The sequence below is a fragment of the Sphingomonas sp. 67-41 genome, from assembly GCF_001899725.1.
GTDB lineage: Bacteria > Pseudomonadota > Alphaproteobacteria > Sphingomonadales > Sphingomonadaceae > Sphingomonas > Sphingomonas leidyi.
Genome location: NZ_MKWJ01000022.1, coordinates 1 through 19,383, shown reverse-complemented (window position 1 = coordinate 19,383; position 19,383 = coordinate 1). Strand labels below are relative to the sequence as shown.

General features: G+C 67.9%; 13 protein-coding genes. 6 read left to right on the top strand and 7 right to left on the bottom strand.

Features of this window, described 5'->3' with window-relative positions:
* Window position 1 precedes the first annotated feature (1 nt).
* Both BGP17_RS11060 and BGP17_RS11055 read right to left on the bottom strand, forming a co-directional pair.
* Entirely contained in the window at window positions 2-1,945 is a 1,944-nt protein-coding gene (locus BGP17_RS11060) for an eCIS core domain-containing protein (RefSeq protein ID WP_286711966.1), read from the bottom strand.
* Between the two features lie 104 nt (window positions 1,946-2,049).
* Window positions 2,050-4,803 (bottom strand): eCIS core domain-containing protein, encoded by a 2,754-nt coding sequence (locus BGP17_RS11055; RefSeq protein WP_286711965.1) that lies wholly within the window; start codon window positions 4,801-4,803, stop codon window positions 2,050-2,052.
* Window positions 4,804-5,039: 236 nt separating this feature from the next.
* Here BGP17_RS11055 and BGP17_RS11050 point away from each other — a divergent pair, with 236 nt between their 5' ends.
* Complete coding sequence (locus tag BGP17_RS11050) at window positions 5,040-7,337, top strand: TonB-dependent receptor (protein ID WP_286711964.1); 2,298 nt, start codon at window positions 5,040-5,042, stop codon at window positions 7,335-7,337.
* Window positions 7,338-7,438: 101 nt separating this feature from the next.
* On the opposite strand, the gene BGP17_RS11045 is transcribed toward BGP17_RS11050, so the two are convergent.
* Window positions 7,439-9,253 (bottom strand): eCIS core domain-containing protein, encoded by a 1,815-nt coding sequence (locus BGP17_RS11045; protein ID WP_286711963.1) that lies wholly within the window; start codon window positions 9,251-9,253, stop codon window positions 7,439-7,441.
* Window positions 9,254-9,341: 88 nt separating this feature from the next.
* Window positions 9,342-11,051 (bottom strand): M20/M25/M40 family metallo-hydrolase, encoded by a 1,710-nt coding sequence (locus BGP17_RS11040; RefSeq protein WP_286711962.1) that lies wholly within the window; start codon window positions 11,049-11,051, stop codon window positions 9,342-9,344.
* Window positions 11,052-11,178: 127 nt separating this feature from the next.
* Here BGP17_RS11040 and BGP17_RS11035 point away from each other — a divergent pair, with 127 nt between their 5' ends.
* The 3 genes from BGP17_RS11035 (at window position 11,179) to BGP17_RS11025 (ending at window position 15,617) form a co-directional block, all read left to right on the top strand.
* On the top strand, window positions 11,179-14,046 hold the full coding sequence (locus tag BGP17_RS11035) for a M16 family metallopeptidase (RefSeq protein ID WP_286711961.1): 2,868 nt from the start codon (window positions 11,179-11,181) through the stop codon (window positions 14,044-14,046).
* Window positions 14,047-14,060: 14 nt separating this feature from the next.
* A complete protein-coding gene (locus BGP17_RS11030; RefSeq protein ID WP_167300447.1) occupies window positions 14,061-14,360 on the top strand; it encodes a hypothetical protein in 300 nt (99 codons plus the stop codon).
* Window positions 14,361-14,684: 324 nt separating this feature from the next.
* Window positions 14,685-15,617, top strand: a complete 933-nt coding sequence (locus BGP17_RS11025; RefSeq protein WP_286711960.1) for a DUF808 domain-containing protein — start codon at window positions 14,685-14,687, stop codon at window positions 15,615-15,617.
* A 31-nt stretch (window positions 15,618-15,648) separates the two neighbouring features.
* On the opposite strand, the gene BGP17_RS11020 is transcribed toward BGP17_RS11025, so the two are convergent.
* Entirely contained in the window at window positions 15,649-16,725 is a 1,077-nt protein-coding gene (locus tag BGP17_RS11020; protein ID WP_167300449.1) for a 5-(carboxyamino)imidazole ribonucleotide synthase, read from the bottom strand.
* Entirely contained in the window at window positions 16,722-17,177 is a 456-nt protein-coding gene (purE, locus tag BGP17_RS11015) for a 5-(carboxyamino)imidazole ribonucleotide mutase (RefSeq protein ID WP_208413680.1), read from the bottom strand. Before purE ends, BGP17_RS11020 begins: the two co-directional genes overlap by 4 nt.
* A gap of 211 nt (window positions 17,178-17,388) precedes the next feature.
* Here purE and BGP17_RS11010 point away from each other — a divergent pair, with 211 nt between their 5' ends.
* Complete coding sequence (locus tag BGP17_RS11010) at window positions 17,389-17,649, top strand: hypothetical protein (RefSeq protein ID WP_286711959.1); 261 nt, start codon at window positions 17,389-17,391, stop codon at window positions 17,647-17,649.
* A 2-nt stretch (window positions 17,650-17,651) separates the two neighbouring features.
* Here BGP17_RS11010 and gpmA read toward each other — a convergent pair whose 3' ends face one another.
* Window positions 17,652-18,338, bottom strand: a complete 687-nt coding sequence (gpmA, locus tag BGP17_RS11005) for a 2,3-diphosphoglycerate-dependent phosphoglycerate mutase (RefSeq protein WP_286711958.1) — start codon at window positions 18,336-18,338, stop codon at window positions 17,652-17,654.
* A 68-nt stretch (window positions 18,339-18,406) separates the two neighbouring features.
* On the opposite strand from gpmA, the gene BGP17_RS11000 reads away from it, so the two are divergent.
* Entirely contained in the window at window positions 18,407-19,132 is a 726-nt protein-coding gene (locus tag BGP17_RS11000) for a dienelactone hydrolase family protein (protein ID WP_167300453.1), read from the top strand.
* Window positions 19,133-19,383 lie beyond the last annotated feature (251 nt).

The following is a 19,383-nucleotide window of genomic DNA, read 5'->3' as shown; positions in this document are numbered from 1 at the left end:
GCTAGTCCCCCTCGCGCTGCTCGGTATTTGCCTGCGCGACATAGTCCCAGATTATCAGCCCGGCTTCGACCAGGTCGTCCGCATAGACCCTGCCGAGCGAACGGAGCTCGAAGATCGGCCGGGTCCGGTTGGGCTTGGTGCCCTTCGAATAGCCGAGCGCGGCGGTGCCGAGCCCGCCGAGCGCCAGCAGACCGCCTGCGAGCCCGCCGCTGGCCAGCGTGGCCGCGATGCCCGCCACCATGCCGGCCACTCCCAGGGTGATCGCGGCATAGCCCCCTCCGCTGATCGAATAGCTGCTGGCATCCAGCTTGGTCCCATAGCCGCCGAGCGATTCCAGTTCGTCGGCAGCGTCCTGATTGCCGTGCCGGGCCTGATAGTCGGCGCCGGTGAGTCGATCCTCGTCATTGGCGAGCCCGGAAAACCAGTCGCGCCGGGAGAGATGCTGCGAGAGGTGGCGGGTCTTGTCGTTCGGCTTGCTGAACGCATGTTCCGGAAAGACCGGCGCGCCCTCTTCTTCGTCCTGTTCGCCAATCACCGCGCGGGTGATCGCGAGCAGGACATTGGTCCAGGCAACGCGATTGTTCTGGATCGCCCGCAATTGATCGGGGGGCAATTGGCGGAGGATCGTCGTGAAATTGCTGCGCGCCATCAAGGGGCCGGCGGCGCTCTTCGGATAGAGGAGCCCGCCCTGGGCGGCCGCGACGGGCACGTTGACGATCATCCCGATCACTGCGCAGAGATTGTCGATATTGACATGCCCGGGCAGGTGCAGCGCCGCGCGGATCCGGGCCTTGTGCGCCTCCACCCCTTCCGCGATGGCCCGATCGGCGGTGCCGCCTTCGGCGAGCGCGTCCCGTACGGTGACGTTGGCGTCCTCGGGCACCAGCGCGTTGATCCGCCGGAGCGCCTCGCCCGAGCGCATCCGGCGCAGTCCGTCCAGCGACAGCCCGACGCTTGCCTGAACCTGCGCCACGCAGCTCCGCGAAGTCGGCCTGATATCGATGCCGGGAGGCGCACCCGCATAGCGGTGCGGATAGCTCTTCTGAACGGCGTTCCACTGCGCGGCGATCGCGGTCAGGATCTTCTGCGCCTCCTTGCGTCCGCCAGGCGTGACGTCGTCGATCGGCTTGGTGCGGAATTCGAGGTCGAAGACGCTGCCCGGATCCCGCGGCGCCCGTTCCTCCTTGGCTTCGCCGTCGTCCTCCTCCACCGCATGATGGTCCGGGGGCAGGGGGACCTCGTCGACCGAGGCGTCCCAGCCCGGCCCCGTCCACAGGACCTGGCCCTTGACGGGCGGAGCGTCGGTGGTCGAGGTGACGCGGATATCGCCGACCTCCACCTCATAGCCGATCGCGCGCTGGACGACCGGTGGCCCGGCGACGCGCTGGACCGGCGCGAGTCCGCCCGGTTCGAGCCCGGATCCGGCAGGCCCGGGTCGCGCGGCCCGGATGCCCATGGTGTCGGCTTCGCGCTCGAGCCCGGCATCGTCGTTGATCGCGGTGCCGCCGAGCCGCATCGTCGGGCGCACGCGGCCCTGCTTCTGCTGGACGACGTGCCAGGCCTCATGCGCCAGGTGGCGTTCCTGGCCGGGGCCGAGGTGGATCTCGCTGCCCTGGGTATGGGCGAGCGCCCGGAGCTGGGCCGGTCGGGCCGAATTGCGGTGGACGCGCACATCGTCGAGCGCGATGCCCGAGAGCGATTCCATGCTGCTCTTCAGCCGGTCCGGAAGGCCGGTGCGGTTGGGCCCGGCAGCGGTACGCGACACGCCAAGGGCATGCGATGCGGCATAGTCGGCGATGGTTTCCCGCGGTGCCGCGATGTTCGCGGCAGCGCTCCAGCGCCCCGGCGTCGCGGCGCGCTGCACGGCGGCCGGGCGAGCGGCGTCCGCCCGGCCGCCCGGCCCGCGCGTCGCGTCGATGGGCCTATGCCGGAACGGCGCTTGCATCGGCCTCCCTCCTCGGCACCGGGTGTCGCGGGCTGCCGCCGCGCGCGCTTTCCGGGGCGGGCCGCGCCTTGCCACCGGCGGCGAGCGGCCCGTGGGAGAGCGACCTAGGACATGCTGGCATCGTCATCGTCGAGCTCCGGGAACAGTTTGGGCAGCGGCGAACTGGTCCAGCTGGTGGTGAAGCCGCCGGTCCCGAAGCCCGGCGAGAAAGGCGAGGTCGACGGTGCGAGCGGGCCGGAGGAGGGGCCCGGGCCGAAGAAGGAGGCGCCGAATCCGCTCGAACCCGGGGACGATCCCGAGGCGCCGCCCGTCCCGCCATGCTGCGGCGGCTGGGGCTGCGCCTGCGGCTGGGCTTGCGCCGGCGCGCGCGACAGGAGCTGGCGCAGCGCGGTGAATACGCCGGTATAGTCGGCGGGCGCGCGCAGGGAATCGAGATACTGGACGGCAAGCCCGTGCTGGGTGCGCGTCACCCGCACCGTGATCCAATGGAGCTGCTTGGTCGCGGCGTTCACATGGCCCTGTATGTTCAGGATCAGCGTCAGCGAAGGGATCGTGCCCAGCATGAAGGCGCGTACCGGCTGCAGCGAGGCCACTTCGCCCTGGCCGATCTGCATGTGCGCCAGCCATGCCAGGTCGTTCTGGTTGATATGGTCGACCACCGCTCCGACCTGGCCGATATTGCCCATGACCGGGATGTCGGTCGCGCCTGCGGTCGCCAGCATCTGCCGGATCGCGTTCTCGTCGATATTGTTCGCGAAATTGCCGAGCGCATTGAGACCGGCCTGATTGGCCACATCGGCCTGGACGGCCTGGGCGCTTGGGTCCCGGCCGACGATCGCCAGGGCATTGCGCGCGGCCATCTGTCCGCATTCGGCGAACACTTGCTCGAGTGCCGCCAGCCTTTGCCCGGCGACGCCATGCGGATCCTCCGGATTGGTGTGGAAGATCAGGTCGCGGCGAAGGACCGGGGCCGCCTGGCGATAGCTATGGTTGAGCGCGCCGAGCAGCTGGTGCAGATGCAGCTGCGCCGCAGGGGAGAGCAGGTTGGCGTTCGTCGCCACATTGCGCGCATATTGCACCTGGATGGCAAAGATGCCGCGATTGACGTCGTCCTGGTCGCCTTGCGGCTGCAGCAGGCGCAGCAGGTCGTCCGCCACGCCGATCACGTTCGCCTGCAGGGTGAGCATCTGCTGCGACGGCTGCGGCACCGATATGCCGAAGATGGGCGATTGCGTGGGCGGTGCCGTGGTCGTCGCGGGCAGCGGTCCGGTCGACTGCGCCGAGCTCGATTGCGGAACGCTCGGCGTCGTCGCTTTCGGCGCGAGCGGGCCCAGCATGCGCAGCCGCTTGCGCTGCTCCTTCGATCCGCCCTTGCGCGCGGGCAGGAAGGTCGAACCGGTCTTGCTGCCGAACGCCTTGTGGAAGCTGGTCTCGCCGCGCTCGCGCTTGCGCAGCTCTTCCAGGAAGTCGTCCTGGGTGCGCTGCGAATGATGCTCTGTGCGCATCGGATCGGATATCAGCCCGACCGAGAGGAGCCCGCCCAGGCCCGCCCGGCCTTCGCTGGTCAGGTCGCCGAACTTGACCGTCGGGTCGCTCTCGAGAAAGGTCAGGACGTTCTTCGCGCGTGCCCGTTTGACCGGCTCGGCCTCATTGTCGGAAAGCTCGTCGACGAAGTCGGAATAGTCCTTGTCGACCTTCTTGTGGCCCTTGCCATAGTCCTTGGTGCGATAGCTCACCATGCCCTGCGCCCGCTTGGTCGTCTCCTGGGGCGTGTCGAACGCTTCGCCGCCGCGCGAGATGGTCTTGCTGCCGAACGGATAATGGACCCGCACGGTGCGCGGCTGGCTCTGGAAGCTTTCCCGGATCAGGCCGATCGCGCTCAAGCCGCTGATGCCCTGGCTCGTCGCGATCTGCTGGACGTTGAACTCGGTCTGGGTCGTCGGAAGGGCAGTGCCCTGGGTCGTGCTGCTGGAAGGGATGCTCGGCGCGCTGGAGGGAGGGGTGCCGGTATGGCCGGGCACGACCGGGGTGGAGCCGGGCGGGGTGGAGCCGGGCGGGGTGGAGCCGGGCGGCGTGGAGCTGGGCGCGCCGGTAGTGAGCGTGCTTCCCGGGCCCGTCGCGCTCGAGGACGATGCGCCGACCCGCGCATGGATATTGCCCTGGCCGCGCACCGTGCCGCAGCTGAAGGTGAACCAGCCGTTGATGCCGATCGCCTGGAGCACGCCATTCTGCCGGACGCCGGCATTGGTCGTCACATCGAAGGTCTGGCCGATATCGGTGACATCGACTCGTATGCACTGGGCCGCGGGCGATGCCGGCGCGAAGGCCGGTGCGGGCGGCCCCTCGCTCCCATGCGGCAGCGGCGCGCGCGTCGCCCGGGCACCCATCGCATCGGCTTCGTCCTCCAGCGCGATGTCCGCATTGATCGGGACGCCGCCGGCCCGCTGCGTCGCGCGGACCCGGCCCTGTTTCTGCTGGACGACGTGCCACGCCTCATGCGGCAGATGGCCTTCCTTGCCCGGCGCCAGATGGATGTCGCTCCCCTGCGCAAAGGCATGCGCCTGAAGTTGCGCGGGCCGGGCGGAGTTGCGATGCACGCGGACATCGTCGAGCGCGATGCCGGAAAGCGTCTCGATGCCCGTCTTCAGCCCATCGGGCAGGCCGGTGCGGTTGGCCGCCACTGCCGCGCGGGCCAGGCCGGAGGCGCGCGAGCGGGCATAATCGGCGATCGTCTCGCGCCCGGGCGCCAGATGCGCCGGCGCGGCGCGCTGTGCTACGGGCTGGGTGCCAGCTGCAGGCGGGCGCGCCTGCAGGTCCTGCGCGGGTCGGCCGGGCCTGGGTTGCAGGCGAGCATGCATCCGCCTTCCTCTTCACCGTCTTGCCGCGACTATGACCCAGGCAGCCGCAAAGAGGAACGGCGATTAGCTTCGTTATGGCGGTTGCCGCTACGGTTTCCGTAATGTGTCCGGAAGCTGTAACTTCACGGTCGCGCAACTGACATCGCGGCTACGCGATGCTGCAACGCACAAATCCTAGCTCCCCGACTGCCGGGCACTGTGCCCGCGCCGAAAACAAACCCTGGGGGGAACCCGCCATGCGCAAGCTTTCCATTCTGCTCGCCGGCACTTCGATGCTGCTTTCCGGTGCCGCCTTCGCGCAGGACGCGCCGGCCGGGCCGGTGCCCGCCGCCGACGACGGCGCGGACCAGAATCATATCGTGGTGATCGGCCGCGGCGAGACCCGCCAGGTCCAGCAGCTCTCCAGCAGCGACATCGCCGAACTCGCCGCCGGCACCAGCCCCTTGAAGGCGATCGAGAAACTGCCCAGCGTCAACTTCCAGTCCGCCGATCCCTTCGGCGCCTATGAATGGGCCACGCGCGTCTCGATCCGCAGCTTCAACCAGAACCAGCTCGGCTTCACGCTCGACGGCATTCCCCTCGGCGACGCCAGCTACGGCAACGTCAACGGCCTCCACATCAGCCGCGCGATCACCAGCGAGAATGTCGGCGAGGTCCGGGTGTCGCAGGGCGCCGGCTCGCTCGGCACCCAGGCGACCAACAATCTCGGCGGCACGCTGGAATTCTTCTCGCGCGATCCGTCGGACCAGTTCGGCATCCATGCCGAGGGCACCTATGGCAGCGAGAACACCAAGCGCATCTTCGGCCGGATCGAGACCGGCGATATCGGCGGCGGCGTGAAGGCCTATGCCTCCTATGTCTATTCGGACCTCGACAAGTGGAAGGGCTGGGGCTCGCAGCGCACCAACCAGGCGAACGGCAAGATCGTCGCGCCGCTGGCCGATGATGTCCGCCTGGTCGGCACGATCAGCTATTCGGACCGCCGCGAGAACGACTATCAGGACCTGTCGCTCGGCATGATCAAGCGTCTCGGCTACAACTGGGACAATATCTCGAACGACTATGCGCTCGCGGTCCGCATCGCCGATATCGCGAACAATCGCGGCGATACCGGTGCCCCGGTGTCGAACGCGGCGGCGGGGACAGTCTATCCGGCGCCCTTCGCGACGGTGGACGATGCCTATTTCGACGCGGCGGGCCTGCGCCGCGACTGGCTGGGCTCGCTCGGCTTCGAAGGCGAGAGCGGCGGCCTGCGCTTCGCGCTCAAGGGCTATTACCACAATAATCACGGCCAGGGCCTGTGGTTCACGCCGTACGTGCCCAGCCCGGGCGGCACCTCGCCCATCTCGATCCGCACCACCGAGTACGACATCGATCGCAAGGGCGTGTTCGGCCATACCGGCGGCAAGCTCGGCGAGCATAACGACGTGACCATCGGCTTCTGGTACGAGCGCAACGATTTCCAGCAGGCCCGCCGCTTCTATGCCCTGTCGAGCCGCACCGCGCCGTCGCGCCGCAGCCTCGATTTCCAGTCGAACCCGTTCGCGACCCAGTGGGACTATGACTACACGACGGACACCTTCCAATATTATGTCGAGGACAAGCTGACCTTCGGCGACCTGACGCTGAACCTGGGCTGGAAGGGCTTCAAGGTGAAGAACGCGGCCGATCCGAACGTCGCCGGCGCGCTGGCGCGCGGCAAGATCGACGTGACCGATTGGTTCCAGCCGACCGCGGGCTTCAACTACCGCCTCGGGGCCGGTGCCGAACTGTTCGGCGGCTTCACTCAGGTGACTCGCGCCTTCGTCGCCTCGGCCACCAGCGGCCCGTTCGCGACCACCCAGGCCGGCTTCAACGCGCTCCTCTCGGGCTCGACCAGGCTCAAGCCCGAGCAATCGGACACCTGGGAACTGGGCGGCCGCCTGCGCTCGGGACCGTTCACCGGCTCGCTCGCCGGCTATTATGTCAACTTCCGCAATCGCCTGCTCGGCGTCACCACCGGTGCCGGCATCGTCGGCAATCCGGTGACGCTGCAGAATGTCGGCGACGTCCGCGCCATCGGCTTCGAAGCGACCGGCGATCTCCGTCTGGGCAGCGGCTTCGGCGCATTCGTCTCGTACAGCTACAATGACTCGACCTATCGCGACGATGTGCGCAATGCGGCCGGCACGCTGCTGGCGGCGACCAAGGGCAAGACCGTGGTCGATGCCCCCAAGCACCTGCTCAAGGGCGAACTGACCTACGACCTTGCCGGCTTCAACGCCCGCATCGGCGCCAACTATATGAGCCGGCGCTATTTCACCTATACCAACGACCAGTCGATCGCCGGCCGCGTGCTGGTCGACGCCACGCTCGGCTACAAGTTCGACCTGGGCGGCCGCAGCCTGGAGATCCAGGCCAACGCGACCAACCTGTTCGACAAGAAGTACGTCTCGACGATCGGTACGAACGGCTTCGGCAATTCGGGCGACAACCAGACGCTGATGGTCGGCGCGCCGCAACAATTCTTCGTGACGCTGAAGGCCGGGTTCTGAGCCTCTCCTCCCCGCGGACAGCAAGGGGAGGGCAGCGGGAAGGGCCGGGGCGCGAGCTCCGGCCCTTTCCGTGCGGCGCGCCGCGGTTCGGCCGCGCGCCGCTATAGCTCGGGCACGTAGTGCCCCAGGTCGCCATCCATGAACAACGCGACATAGACTTGCTTGTCGCCGCCGCCGATGTCGACGCGGCTTTGATATTTGAGCGTCTTCAGGTCGTAGGTGACAAGGCGCACCCAGATCGTCTCCTCGACCTCGTCGTTGAGCGCATCGACGAACGCCGTGATGTCGCGCGCGTCGACAGCCACATCCACGGTCAGGCCCGCTGCATCGGCGGCGTCCGAAAGCTGCTTCGCGGTGAAGCCATAATGGCGCATCGTATCCCAGAAGCATTCGCCGCCATCGCGAATGCCGACCGTGTTCGGACTGAACTTGTGGCCGAAATAGGTCACCGTATCGCGTGACGCTAGGGTCTTGGCGTTCCTCGATTTCTTATGGGGTTTCTTCTCTTTGCCGCTGTCGCTGCTGCTGGATTCGTCCTCGTCTTCGTCCGAGGACTTGGATTTGGAAGAGCTGCTGGATTCCGGCTTGCGCTTCTTCTTCTTGAGCTCCTCCCGCGCCTTGCGCGAGTAGCGGCGCTCGCGCGGTGAGATCGAAGAGAAGACATAGGCCGTGCCGCCCTCCTTCGGCTTCTGCTCGTCCTCTTCCTCATCCGACGAATGGAACAGATCGCCGCGCGTCTGCAGATAAGTCTCATATTCGAGCGAGCTCTTGTACTTGGCCTTCGTGTCGAGCGTGTTGGAGCCCAACACGCCATGCCGGTCCTCGCCGCGGTTCGTCGATTTGGGGCCGTTATAGGTCGTGTACGGATTCAGCTGGAGCAGCTTGCGCGCGACGAGGTGGAAGAGCGAGCCGACGCCGTGATCGCCGTCGCCCTTCAGCAGGCGCATGAACTCGTCGTACAGGCTGCGATAGTCGAGCGCATAGCGTTCGAGCACGTCGTCGCCATCGTCGAGGCCATATTCCGACTTCATCAGGGAAATCGCCCGTTCCGGCGTTTCGACCTGATCGAGAAGTTCGAGATACTGCCCCTTGGCCAGCCGGTGCTGCAGCCTTTCCTCGAAGGCGATGAACGACAGCGAATGCGGCCCCTGTTCCTGATGCCGCACCTTGGCCGTCACGGCAGTCTTGAGATGGCCATAGGGCGTGGGCACGCGGCGGGCCCGATGCTGGCTCGTCGTGATCGCCCCGTCCACGACGTCGGAGTTGCCCGACAGCGTGTCGTCGAATTCCTGGGCCTCCTTCCGTGACGTGAAGGTGGTGAGCCGCTTGCCTCGCTCGACCACTTCCAGGTCGGAGTAATAGACGAAATTGTCCTCATCGTCCTTGAGGTGCAGCACCGAGCGCTGCACCACCGGCGCGGCGATGCCGGCCCGTTGCACCGGCGCCATCGACCCGGCCGGCGTGCCGCCCGTCCGCTCGGCGCGCTGGCCCATCCGGTCGGCTTCGCCTTCCAGTCCGGCATCGTCGTTGATCGAGGTGCCGTTCAGATCGAGCGTGGGGCGCACGCGGCCCTGCTTCTGCTGCACCACGTGCCAGGCCTCGTGCGGCAAGTGGCGCTCCTGCCCGGGGGCAAGATGGATCTCGCTGCCCTGGGTATAGGCATGGGCCTGGATGGTGGCGGGCCGGCTCGATCCGCGATGCACGCGGACATCGTCCATCGACAGGCCCGACAGCGTTTCGATGCCGCTTTTCAGCCCATTGGGCAGGCCGGTGCGATTGGGCGCCGCAAGGCCGACCGAGGCGGGGAGCGCATGATAGGGCGCCGGCGCCGCGACGCATTGCACGGGCGCAGGTCCGGCGGGCCCGGTCGCGGCGGGGCGATCGGCAATCGGCTTGCGCTTGGCGGCCTGGTACACGGCGGGTCGAGTCCTCGCACGGCTGGTGCGGGAGCCTGCCGCCTTTCCGCCTGGCGGAAAAGCAGAGAAAGCCCCGTTTCCGCGCCGCTCAGTTCTTCGCCGGTGCCGGCACGGCAATCGAAATCGCCTTCGGTGCCGTGGCGGCCGGCACATTCGCCGGCCGCGGTGCCTTGGGCGCATCCCTGGCATAGCGTTCGCCGAAGCTGTTGCCCTGGTACCAGCGCGGCTCCTGGTCGGCATCGGCGATTTCGCGCGCGATCAGATAGTTGATCTTCGCGAACCTGGCGCCGGCCTGCCAGTCGAACGGTTGGCGGATATCGTCGCTCACCTTGTGGTAGTGCGCCTTCAGGAAGTCGCGGAACGCCTTCTCGCCGCCATTCCTGAAGCCGGTGACGAGGAAGATCGACGGCACGCCGGCCTTGACGAAACTATAGTGATCCGAACGGAGGAACAGCTGCTCTTCGGGCATGGGATCGGGCGAGAGCGCCACGCCCATCTTCGCCGCCGCGCGCGCGACGATCGGCCCGAGCGTCGAATGCTCGGCGCCGAAGGCGACCACGTCCTGGAAGTCATAGAGCAGGATCGGCATGTCGAGATTGACGTCGGCCACCACCTTGCCGCCGCCCACGACCGGATAGCGCGCGAGGAACTCGGAACCGATCAGCCCGTCCTCCTCGGCGGTGAGCGCGACGAACAGGATCGAGCGGCGCGGGCGCTTGCCGCTCTGCGTGAAGGCGCGCGCGGCTTCCAGCATCGTCGCCACGCCCGCGGCATTGTCCATCGCGCCATTGTAGATCTTGTCCTCGCCCGCCAGGCCCGGATCGGTGCCCTCATGGTCGAGATGCGCGGAGAGCACGACATATTCATCGGCGAGCTTCGGATCCGATCCCGGCAGGATGCCGATCACGTTCTCGCTCTTCTTCACCGTGACGATGCTGGTCCGCTGCAGGGTGAGCCGCTGCTTGAGCGCGAAGCTGCCCGGCGTGCCGCCCGGGGCGGCGAGCATGGCATAGAGCTGGTCGGCGCGCATCGGCGCGTCCTTGAACAACGCCTCGGCGGCGGCGCCCTTCACATAGGCGCCGATCCTGAGCCCGGGATTCTCGCCCCTGGGGAAGCCGTCCGGGCTCAGCCAGTTGGTCTGCGGGCCCTGGAAATAGGTGACGGCCTGCGCCCAGGGGAAGGCGTCCTTCAGATTGTCCGGCGTGACGAGATAGATCAGGCCGAGCGCGCCGTGCCGGCCGGCGACGGCGGCCTTGTCGAGCTTGCCGGGTTCGATGCCCGGCGGATTGCCGAGCAGCGTGACGACGAACTTGCCGGTCGCGTCGACCCCGGCATAGTCGGCCTCGCGACCATGGCCGACGAACACCGCGTCGGCGGTGAGGGTCTGGGTCTCGTTGCCGTGGAGCGGGCTCGGACCGAACAGCACGTCCTGGCCGCTGGCGAACCGTTTCGCGCCAACCGCGAGCGAGGCCGGCTTCCCGACGTCGAGCACATAGTCCGCGATGTTGACCGGCTGGTACCAGCCTTGCGTCCCGCCGGGCTTGAAGCCCATCGCGTCGAAGCGGCTGGAGACATAGCGTGCCGCGATCTCGAACCCCTGGGTCCCGTTGTCGCGCCCGCCGAGCAGGTCGTCGGCGAGGAACTCGACATGCGCGCGCACTTCGTCGGGGCTGAACGCCGGTTCCCCGGCCCCCGCCTGCGCCTCCGCCTGCGCCCCCACCTGCGCCCCCACCTGCGCCCACGCCGCGGCCGGTGCCAGGGCGAGTGCCAGCGCGATGAGAAACGATTTGCGGTGCACGGATTTCTCCCCGGAATGGCGCAGTTTTCCGCAGGCTAGAGCAAATGAATGCGGGTGCAACCGGCTTGCGGCGGGCCTGCCCGGCGCTATGCTCGCCCTCTCTCTTGTCTCTCGGGGAAACAGCTACATGAAATCGTTCCGGATGCTTTGCGGCGCGTCGATCTGCGCGCTGGCGATTGGCGCTGCCGTGCCCGTATTCGCCCAGCAGGCGCCCGCCGCCGCCGCTGCCGCCCCGGCAGGGGCCAAGCCAGTTCCGGTGGCCGAGCTCGTGAAGAAGATCGACATCCCCTATGAGGGCTTCACGCTTCCGAACGGCCTGCGCGTGCTGGTCCATACCGATCGCAAGGCGCCGATCGTCGCGGTGTCGACCTGGTACGATGTCGGCTCGAAGCACGAACCCGCCGGCAAGACCGGCTTCGCGCACCTGTTCGAGCATCTGATGTTCAACGGCTCGGAGAATGCCCCGGGCGATTTCTTCGAGCCGCTCAAGCAGGTCGGCGCCACCGATTTCAACGGCACCACCAGCTTCGATCGCACCAATTATTTCGAGACCGTGCCGCGCCCGGCGCTCGATCGCGCGCTGTTCCTCGAGAGCGACCGCATGGGCTATCTGCTCGGCGCGATCACCCAGGACGTGCTCGACGAGCAGCGCGGCGTCGTCCAGAACGAGAAGCGTCAGGGCGACAACCAGCCCTATGGCCTGGTCTTCTACAAGGTGCTCGAGGAACTGCTCGGCAGCACGCCCTATGGCCATAACGTGATCGGTTCGATGGCCGATCTCGATGCCGCGAGCCTCGACGACGTCAAGAACTGGTTCCGCGCGCATTACGGCCCGAACAACGCGATCCTCGTCCTCGCCGGCGATGTCGACGTCAAGGAAGCCCGGCCGCTGGTCGAGAAATATTTCGGCGCGATCCCGGCCGGTCCGAAGAGCGTGCTGCCGCAGGTCACGGTGCCGACGCTGGCCGCACCCAAGACGGTGACGATCAAGGACAGCGTCGCCGCCACCCTGATCCTGCGCAGCTGGGCGGTACCCGGGCTGAACGACAAGGATGCGACGGCGCTCAACGTCTTCGCCTCGGTGCTGGGCGGCCTCGCCAGCTCGCGGCTCGACAATGAACTGGTCCGCAAGGACAAGACCGCCGTCCAGGTGTCGAGCAACGTCCAGTCGCTGGCGCAGATCGGCATCTTCATGGTCCAGGCGGTGGTGAAGCCCGGCGTCGATCCGGCGGTGGTATCGAAGCGCCTCGACGAGATCCTGGCCGATCTCCTCAAGAACGGGCCGACCGCGGACGAAGTGAAGCGCGTCGCCACCACCAATGTCTCCGGCCGCATCGCGGGGCTGGAATCGGTCGGCGGCTTTGGCGGCAAGGCCGTGGCGCTCGCGTCGGGCGAGCTCTATTCGGGCGACCCGCTCCACTTCAGGAAGGAGCTGGAAGCGATGGCACGGGTCACGCCGGCCGAAGTGACCGCGGCGGCGAACAAGTGGCTCAACCGGCCCGCACTCACCGTGATGGTCGTGCCTGGCCAGCGGGAGGCCTATCAGGAAGCGACCGCCGTCGCCGCGAAGCCGGCCGAAGGCGCCAAGGCCGAGCCGGTGAAGGGCACCCGCGGCGCACTGCCCGCCGTCGCCCCGATCGGCGATCTCGTCTTCCCCAAGGTGGAGCGCACCCGGCTCTCGAACGGCATCGAGCTGGTCTATGCCCATCGCAATGCCGTGCCGGTCACCCAGATCGAGATGAGTTTCGATGCCGGCGTCGCCGCCGATCCTGCGGGCAAGCTCGGCACCCAGCGCCTGACGCTCAACATGATGGACGAAGGCACGACCAGCCTCGATTCGACGGCGCTCGCCGAAGCGCGCGAGCGGCTGGGCGCGACCATCGGCTCGGGCAGCTCGGCCGATCGCACCTATCTGGGCGTCGATGCGCCGAGCCCCAACCTGGCCGGTGCGCTCGACCTGTTCGCCGATGTGGTGGAGCGGCCCGCCTTCGTGCCGGCCGAGATCGAGCGCGTGCGGGGCCAGATGCTCGCTGGCATCGCGCAGGAGCTGACCAGCCCGACCGGCCTGTCCGGCCGCATGGTGCCGCGCGTGCTCTACGGGGCGGGTAGCCCCTATGCCAAGCTCGGCGCCGGCTCGGGCGATCCGGCGGTCGTGAAGACGATCACGCGCGACGATCTGGTCGCCTGGCACAATGCCTGGATCCGTCCGGACAAGGCCAAGATCTTCGTCGTCAGCGACCGTCCGCTCGCCGAGATCAAGGCCGCGCTCGAGACGCGCTTCGGCGGCTGGAAGAGCGAGGGGCCGGCCGGCGCCAAGGCCTTCGCACCCTCGGCCCAGGCGATGACACCCCGGATCATCCTGATCGACCGGCCCAATTCGCCGCAGTCGCAGATCGTCGCGGCGCAGCTGACCGGCGTCGATCCCTTCTCGGACACGCTGGCGGTGACCACCGCCAACCAGGCGCTCGGCTCGGGCTTCCTCTCGCGCATCAACATGGACCTGCGCGAGGCCAAGCACTGGTCCTATGGCGCGGGCGGCGGCTATTCCTTCCTGGAGCACGCCGTGCCCTATACGATCAGCGCTCCGGTCCAGGCGGACAGGACGGGCGATTCGATCAAGGCGATCCAGCAGCAGGTGCGCGACTTCCTGACCACCAAGGGCGTGACGCCCGAGGAGCTGACGCGCGAAGTCAATGGCTCGACTCGCGAGCTGCCCGGCCGCTTCGAGACGTCGGACGCCGTGCTCAACGCGATGCAGCAGAACGACCTGCGCCGCCGTCCGGACGATTATTTCAGCACCATCGCACAAAAATATCGGATGCTCGCCATACCCCAGCTTGACGCTGCGGCACGCGCGGCTCTCGACCCGAACAAGTTCGTTTTCGTGGTCGTCGGCGATGCCGCGAAGGTCCGGCCGCAGCTTGACAGCATCGGCCTGCCCGTCGAGGTGGTCCCCGCAGCGTCGCTGGCAAGCACCAAGCCGGCGGCCAATTAATCAGGAGAGTTCTCATGGCGAATGTGGACGGCAGCTGGAACACGGTCGTTAAGTCGCCGCTGGGCGACCAGGCGGCAGTGTTCACCGTGACGAGCGACGGCGACACCTTCACCGGCACCTTCGCCGGCGCGATGGGCAATGCCGAAGCCAAGGACGGCAAGACCGATGGCGACAAGCTGACCTGGACGATGGACGTGTCGGTCCCCATGCCGATGACGCTCACCGGCGAGGCGACCGTGGACGGCGACGCGATGACCGGCACCGTCACGGCGGGCGCGTTCGGCGCTTTCCCGCTCACCGGCACGCGCGCCTGACGGCACGTAACCCAAGCTGATCGGAGCGCCCGTCCCGCACCATGCGGGGCGGGCGTTTCATTTTGCGGGGAAGTGCGGAAGCGGGGGCGAACCGTTACCCCCGCTTCCGCAAGACGCGGTGCCGCCGGGCGGCAGCCCCGCGCCTTCCCGAACCGGCACCTCGCGAGCGCACCAGAGCAGGACGGAGGAACCGGCCGGGCCCCTTGTTTCGCAAGCGGATCAGCAGTCCCGATGCGGGCGATTAGGAGAAAAGGTGCAGGCCAGTGCGTTGCGCCGAACCGCGGCTTCGCTATGGGCTGAACGCCAGTTCACAAAGGGGGATACATGCCGGGCGGTCTGGTCGCATTGCTGGATGACGTTGCCGCGCTCGCCAAGCTGGCGGCGGCCTCGCTGGACGACGTGGCGGGAGCCGCGGGGCGCGCCGGCACCAAGGCGGCAGGAGTGGTGATCGACGATGCCGCGGTCACGCCGCGCTATGTCGTCGGCCTCACGCCGGATCGCGAGCTGCCGATCATCTGGAAGATCACGCTCGGGTCGCTCCGCAACAAGCTGCTCTTCATCCTGCCGGTCGCGCTCGCGCTCAGCGCCTTCGCGCCTTGGGCGCTGACGCCGCTGCTGATGCTCGGCGGCTCCTATCTGTGCTTCGAGGCGGCGGAGAAGATCGTCGAGGCGCTGGCCGGCCATCATGCCGAGGCGGAAGTCGCCGGGATCGATACGCCGGCCGAGCTGGAGAAGCGCCAGGTCGCCGGCGCGGTGCGCACCGATTTCATCCTGTCGGCGGAGATCATGGCGATCGCGCTGGCCGAGTTGCCCGATGCGTCGTTCGGCATGCGCGCGGCGGCGCTGGCGGCAGTTGCGGTCGCGATCACGATCGGCGTCTATGGCGTGGTCGCGCTGATCGTGAAGATGGACGATATCGGGCTGCACCTGAGCAAGCGCCCCTCGGCGATCGCGCAGCGCACGGGCAGGCTGCTGGTCCAGGCGATGCCGGTGCTGCTCCAGGCATTGTCGCACATCGGCGTGGCGGCGATGGTCTGGGTCGGCGGCGGCATTCTGCTCCACGGATTCGAGGCGTTCGGGCTGAATGCGATTCCGCATTTCGTCCATCACCTTGCCGAAGCAGCCGGCCATGCGGTGCCGTTCGCGGGCGGGTTCGTCGAATGGCTGATCGGCGCGATCGGTGCGGGCATCTGCGGCCTGATCGTCGGCGCGGCGATCGTCGGAGCGATCCATCTGGTGCCGCGGAAGAAGCACTGACCTGAACTCCCCCTTGCAGGGAGGGGAGGGGCTATGCCCGCTTCACTCGCGTGACATGGCCCATCTTCCGCCCCGGCCGGGCATCGCCCTTGCCATAGAGGTGGAGGTGCGTGCCCGGCTCGGCGAGCAGCTCGGGCCAGCGATCGGCATCCGCGCCGATCAGGTTCTCCATCTCGATCCCCGTGCCGGTGAGCCCGGTGCTGCCGAGCGGCAGCCCGCAGATCGCGCGGATATGGTTCTCGAACTGCGAGCATTCGGCACCTTCGATCGTCCAATGCCCCGAATTGTGCACGCGCGGCGCCATTTCGTTGAACACCGGCCCGTCGTCGGTCGCGAAGAATTCCAGCGTCAGCACGCCGACATGGCCCAGCGCCTCGGCCACCCGGCCGGCGAGCGCCGCCGCCTCGGTCCAGTGGCGTGCGATCTCGGCGGGGGCGGGCACGGTCGACTTGTCGAGGATGCCGTCCTTGTGCTCGTTCCAGGGCGGCGGATAGCTGGCCAGCGAACCGTCGACGCCGCGCACCGTGATGATCGAGAATTCGTGGCTGAACGTCACAAAGCCTTCGAGGATCGCCGGCCGCTCGCCGATCTCCTCCCAGGCCGAAGCCGCCTCGGCCGCGTCGCGGATGCGCACCTGGCCCTTGCCGTCATAGCCCAGGCGCAGCGTCTTCAGGATCGACGGCGCACCGATCTCGGCGATGGCGGCGTCGAGCTGCGCGCGGGTCTCGACCAGCGCCCAGGGCGCGGTCCGCCCGCCCAGCGCGGCGACGAACGCCTTCTCGCGCGCCCGGTCCTGCGCGATCGACAGGCTCTGCGCGCCGGGGCGCACCGGCACCTTGCCGGCGAGGAACTCCACCGGCCCGATCGCGATATTCTCGAACTCATAGGTGATCACGTCACACTGGGCGGCGAGCTCGTCGAGCACGATGCGGCTGTGATAGTCGGCGCGCGTGTAGCTGGAGGCGGTCTGCGCGGCGACGCTCTCTTCATCGGGCGCGAGCACATGGGTGCGATAGCCCAGCTGCGCGGCGGCGACGGCGAGCATGCGGCCGAGCTGGCCCCCGCCCAGGATGCCGATCGTCGATCCGGGGGGCAGCGCGTCGCTCATTCGGGATCGGTCGCCACGCTCTCGGTCTGTGCCGCGCGCCACGCCTGGAGGCGCTGGCTGAGCGCTTCGTCCGAAGTCGCCAGGATCGCGGCGGCGAGCAGCCCGGCATTGATCGCGCCAGCCTTGCCGATCGCCAGCGTGCCCACGGGGATGCCGCCGGGCATCTGGGCGATCGAGAGCAGGCTGTCCATGCCCTTGAGCGCCTTGGATTCCACCGGCACGCCGAGCACCGGCAAGTGCGTCATCGAAGCGGCCATGCCGGGCAGGTGCGCCGCGCCGCCGGCCCCGGCGACGATCACCTTGAGGCCGCGCCCGGCCGCGCCGGTGGCATAGTCGTAGAGCCGTTGCGGGGTGCGATGCGCCGAGACGACCTTGGTCTCGTGCGGCACGCCGAGCTTCTCGAGCACCTTGGCGGCGTGGTGCATCGTCTCCCAGTCGGAAGTGCTGCCCATGATGATGCCGACCAGAGGTGCCACGTCTTGCCCCGTGCTGTTGGAAGCGGCGTGACTAGAGGGAAGGGCGGGAGAGGGCAACCCATCCCGGCTGGAAGTGCGAGGGGCATTGCCCTATCGTCCGATGATGCTGTTCGCCTTCGCCCTGCTCGCCGGCGCGACTGCCGCTGGGCCGTCCGAATTTCCCATCCATGTCGGCTAGTGCCAGTGGGTGCGCGGCGCCTTCTATGTGGCGAACGGCAGCGGCATCAATCGCCTCTGGGTACGCGGCACCCGCCATGTGCTCAACCTGCACGACAATGACAGCGACGCAGAGGTGCCCCGGGCGATCAAGCAGTTCTGGAAGGGCCGGCCTTTCGAGTCACGTCTGTGGGGGGACTTCTATGTTTGCGCCCGTGCCCGCTACATCCCCGGCCATATGCAGCGCGTCCGCATCTTGCGTACGCGCCGCACCATGATTGCCAGGCGCTGAATCTACCGCTCGCTCAGATAGTAGCGCTCGACTTCGTTCAGCGCGTCGTCCAGCTCATAGACGATCGGCTGGCCGGTCGGGATTTCCAGGCTGACGATCTCGTCGTCGGGAATGCCCGAGAGATGCTTCACCAGCGCGCGCAGCGAGTTGCCGTGCGCGGCGATCAGCACGCGCTTGCCGGCCTTGAGCTCGGGGGCGATCCGTTCCTCCCAATAGGGCAGCACGCGCGCGATCGTGTCCTTCAGGCTCTCGGTCTGCGGGATCGCCACGCCGCGATAGCGCGCGTCCCTGGCCAGGTCCCAGGGCGAGCCCGCTTCGGGGAGCGGCGGCGGCACGTCGAAGCTGCGGCGCCAGATCTTCACCTGCTCGTCGCCATGCAGCGCCGCGGTCTCCGCCTTGTTCAGCCCGGTCAGGCCGCCATAATGGCGCTCGTTCAGCTTCCAGCTCTTCTCCTCGGGCAGCCAGAGGCGTCCCATCGCTTCGAGCGCCAGGTGCAGCGTCTTGATCGCGCGGCTCTGGAAGCTGGTGAAGCACAGGTCGAAGTCGAGCCCCTTCTCCTTCATCAGCGTGCCCGCGGCCGCCGCTTCCTGCACGCCCTGCTCGGTCAGGTCGACGTCCCACCAGCCGGTGAAGCGGTTTTCGAGGTTCCAGGCCGACTGGCCGTGGCGGATCAGGACGAGCTTGGGCATGCGAACTCCTTGCAACCGGTTGCGAGCGTCCTTAGCGGCGGGAGCGGCGGGGACAAGGGAGACAGGCGATGGCGATCGTTCGGCAGACTCTGGCATATCACGGTCCCGGCGGCCCCTTCGAGGGCGTGGTCGCCTATGAGGACGAAGTGACGACGCTGCGCCCGGGCGTGCTGGTCCTGCCCAATGTGCTCGGCCAGAAGGAAGCCGACAACGTCCATGCCGAGAACCTCGCCAAGCTCGGCTATGTCGCGCTGGCGGCCGACATTTACGGCCAGGGCAAGCGCGTGACGCACGCCTCGCCCAACCGCAACGAATATATGGATGCGCTCAACGCCGACCGGGCGCTGCTGCGCGCCCGGCTGGCGGCTTCGCTGGAAGCGCTGGCCGGTTTCGACCGGGTCGATCCCGCCAGGCTGGCCGCGATCGGCTTCTGCTTCGGCGGCAAGTGCGTGCTCGACATGGCGCGGGCGGGGCTGCCGATCCTCGGCGGCGTCTCGTTCCACGGCGTCTACGACCGCCCCGACTATGCCAATGTCGCGCCGATCGCGGCCAGGCTGCTCGTCTGCCATGGCTGGGAAGATCCGATCGCGCCGCCCGAGAAGACCGTGGCGCTGGCCCGGGAGCTGACCGAATCGGGCGCCGACTGGCAGATCCATGCCTATGGCCATGCCGGCCATGCCTTCACCGACCGGGACCGCAAGACGTCCACGGTGCCAGGCGTGGTCTACGAGCCCAAGGCCGACCGCCGCAGCTGGCAGGCGATGGCCAATTTCCTCGAAGAGGTGTTCGCTTGAGCGCGCGAGTCGCGGCCATGGTTAACGAATCGTCGACGCGCCGGGCCCGGATTCATCCGTAAGGTGCGATTACCATAAGGGTTCCCGCCAAATTGGCGGGCCCCTTGCCCCCGTTCATATTCCCCGCACGACAGCAGCAGCCGGGGCGCTGCCGCAGCAGGGGATACGCAATGTCGAAGATCACGATCGCGCTCGAAGCAGCCGTCGCCACCGTTCTCGAGAACATGCCGAAGGACGCGGCGCAGACGAAC

Bases quoted from the DNA above. Each gene is read 5' to 3' on its own strand.
- BGP17_RS11020 (WP_167300449.1), bottom strand. From the start codon at position 16,725: ATGAGCGACGCGCTGCCCCCCGGATCGACGATCGGCATCCTGGGCGGG.
- BGP17_RS11025 (WP_286711960.1), top strand. From the start codon at position 14,685: ATGCCGGGCGGTCTGGTCGCATTGCTGGATGACGTTGCCGCGCTCGCC.
- gpmA (WP_286711958.1), bottom strand. From the start codon at position 18,338: ATGCCCAAGCTCGTCCTGATCCGCCACGGCCAGTCGGCCTGGAACCTC.
- BGP17_RS11030 (WP_167300447.1), top strand. From the start codon at position 14,061: ATGGCGAATGTGGACGGCAGCTGGAACACGGTCGTTAAGTCGCCGCTG.
- BGP17_RS11000 (WP_167300453.1), top strand. From the start codon at position 18,407: ATGGCGATCGTTCGGCAGACTCTGGCATATCACGGTCCCGGCGGCCCC.
- purE (WP_208413680.1), bottom strand. From the start codon at position 17,177: ATGGGCAGCACTTCCGACTGGGAGACGATGCACCACGCCGCCAAGGTG.
- BGP17_RS11035 (WP_286711961.1), top strand. From the start codon at position 11,179: ATGAAATCGTTCCGGATGCTTTGCGGCGCGTCGATCTGCGCGCTGGCG.
- BGP17_RS11050 (WP_286711964.1), top strand. From the start codon at position 5,040: ATGCGCAAGCTTTCCATTCTGCTCGCCGGCACTTCGATGCTGCTTTCC.
- BGP17_RS11055 (WP_286711965.1), bottom strand. From the start codon at position 4,803: ATGCATGCTCGCCTGCAACCCAGGCCCGGCCGACCCGCGCAGGACCTG.
- BGP17_RS11060 (WP_286711966.1), bottom strand. From the start codon at position 1,945: ATGCAAGCGCCGTTCCGGCATAGGCCCATCGACGCGACGCGCGGGCCG.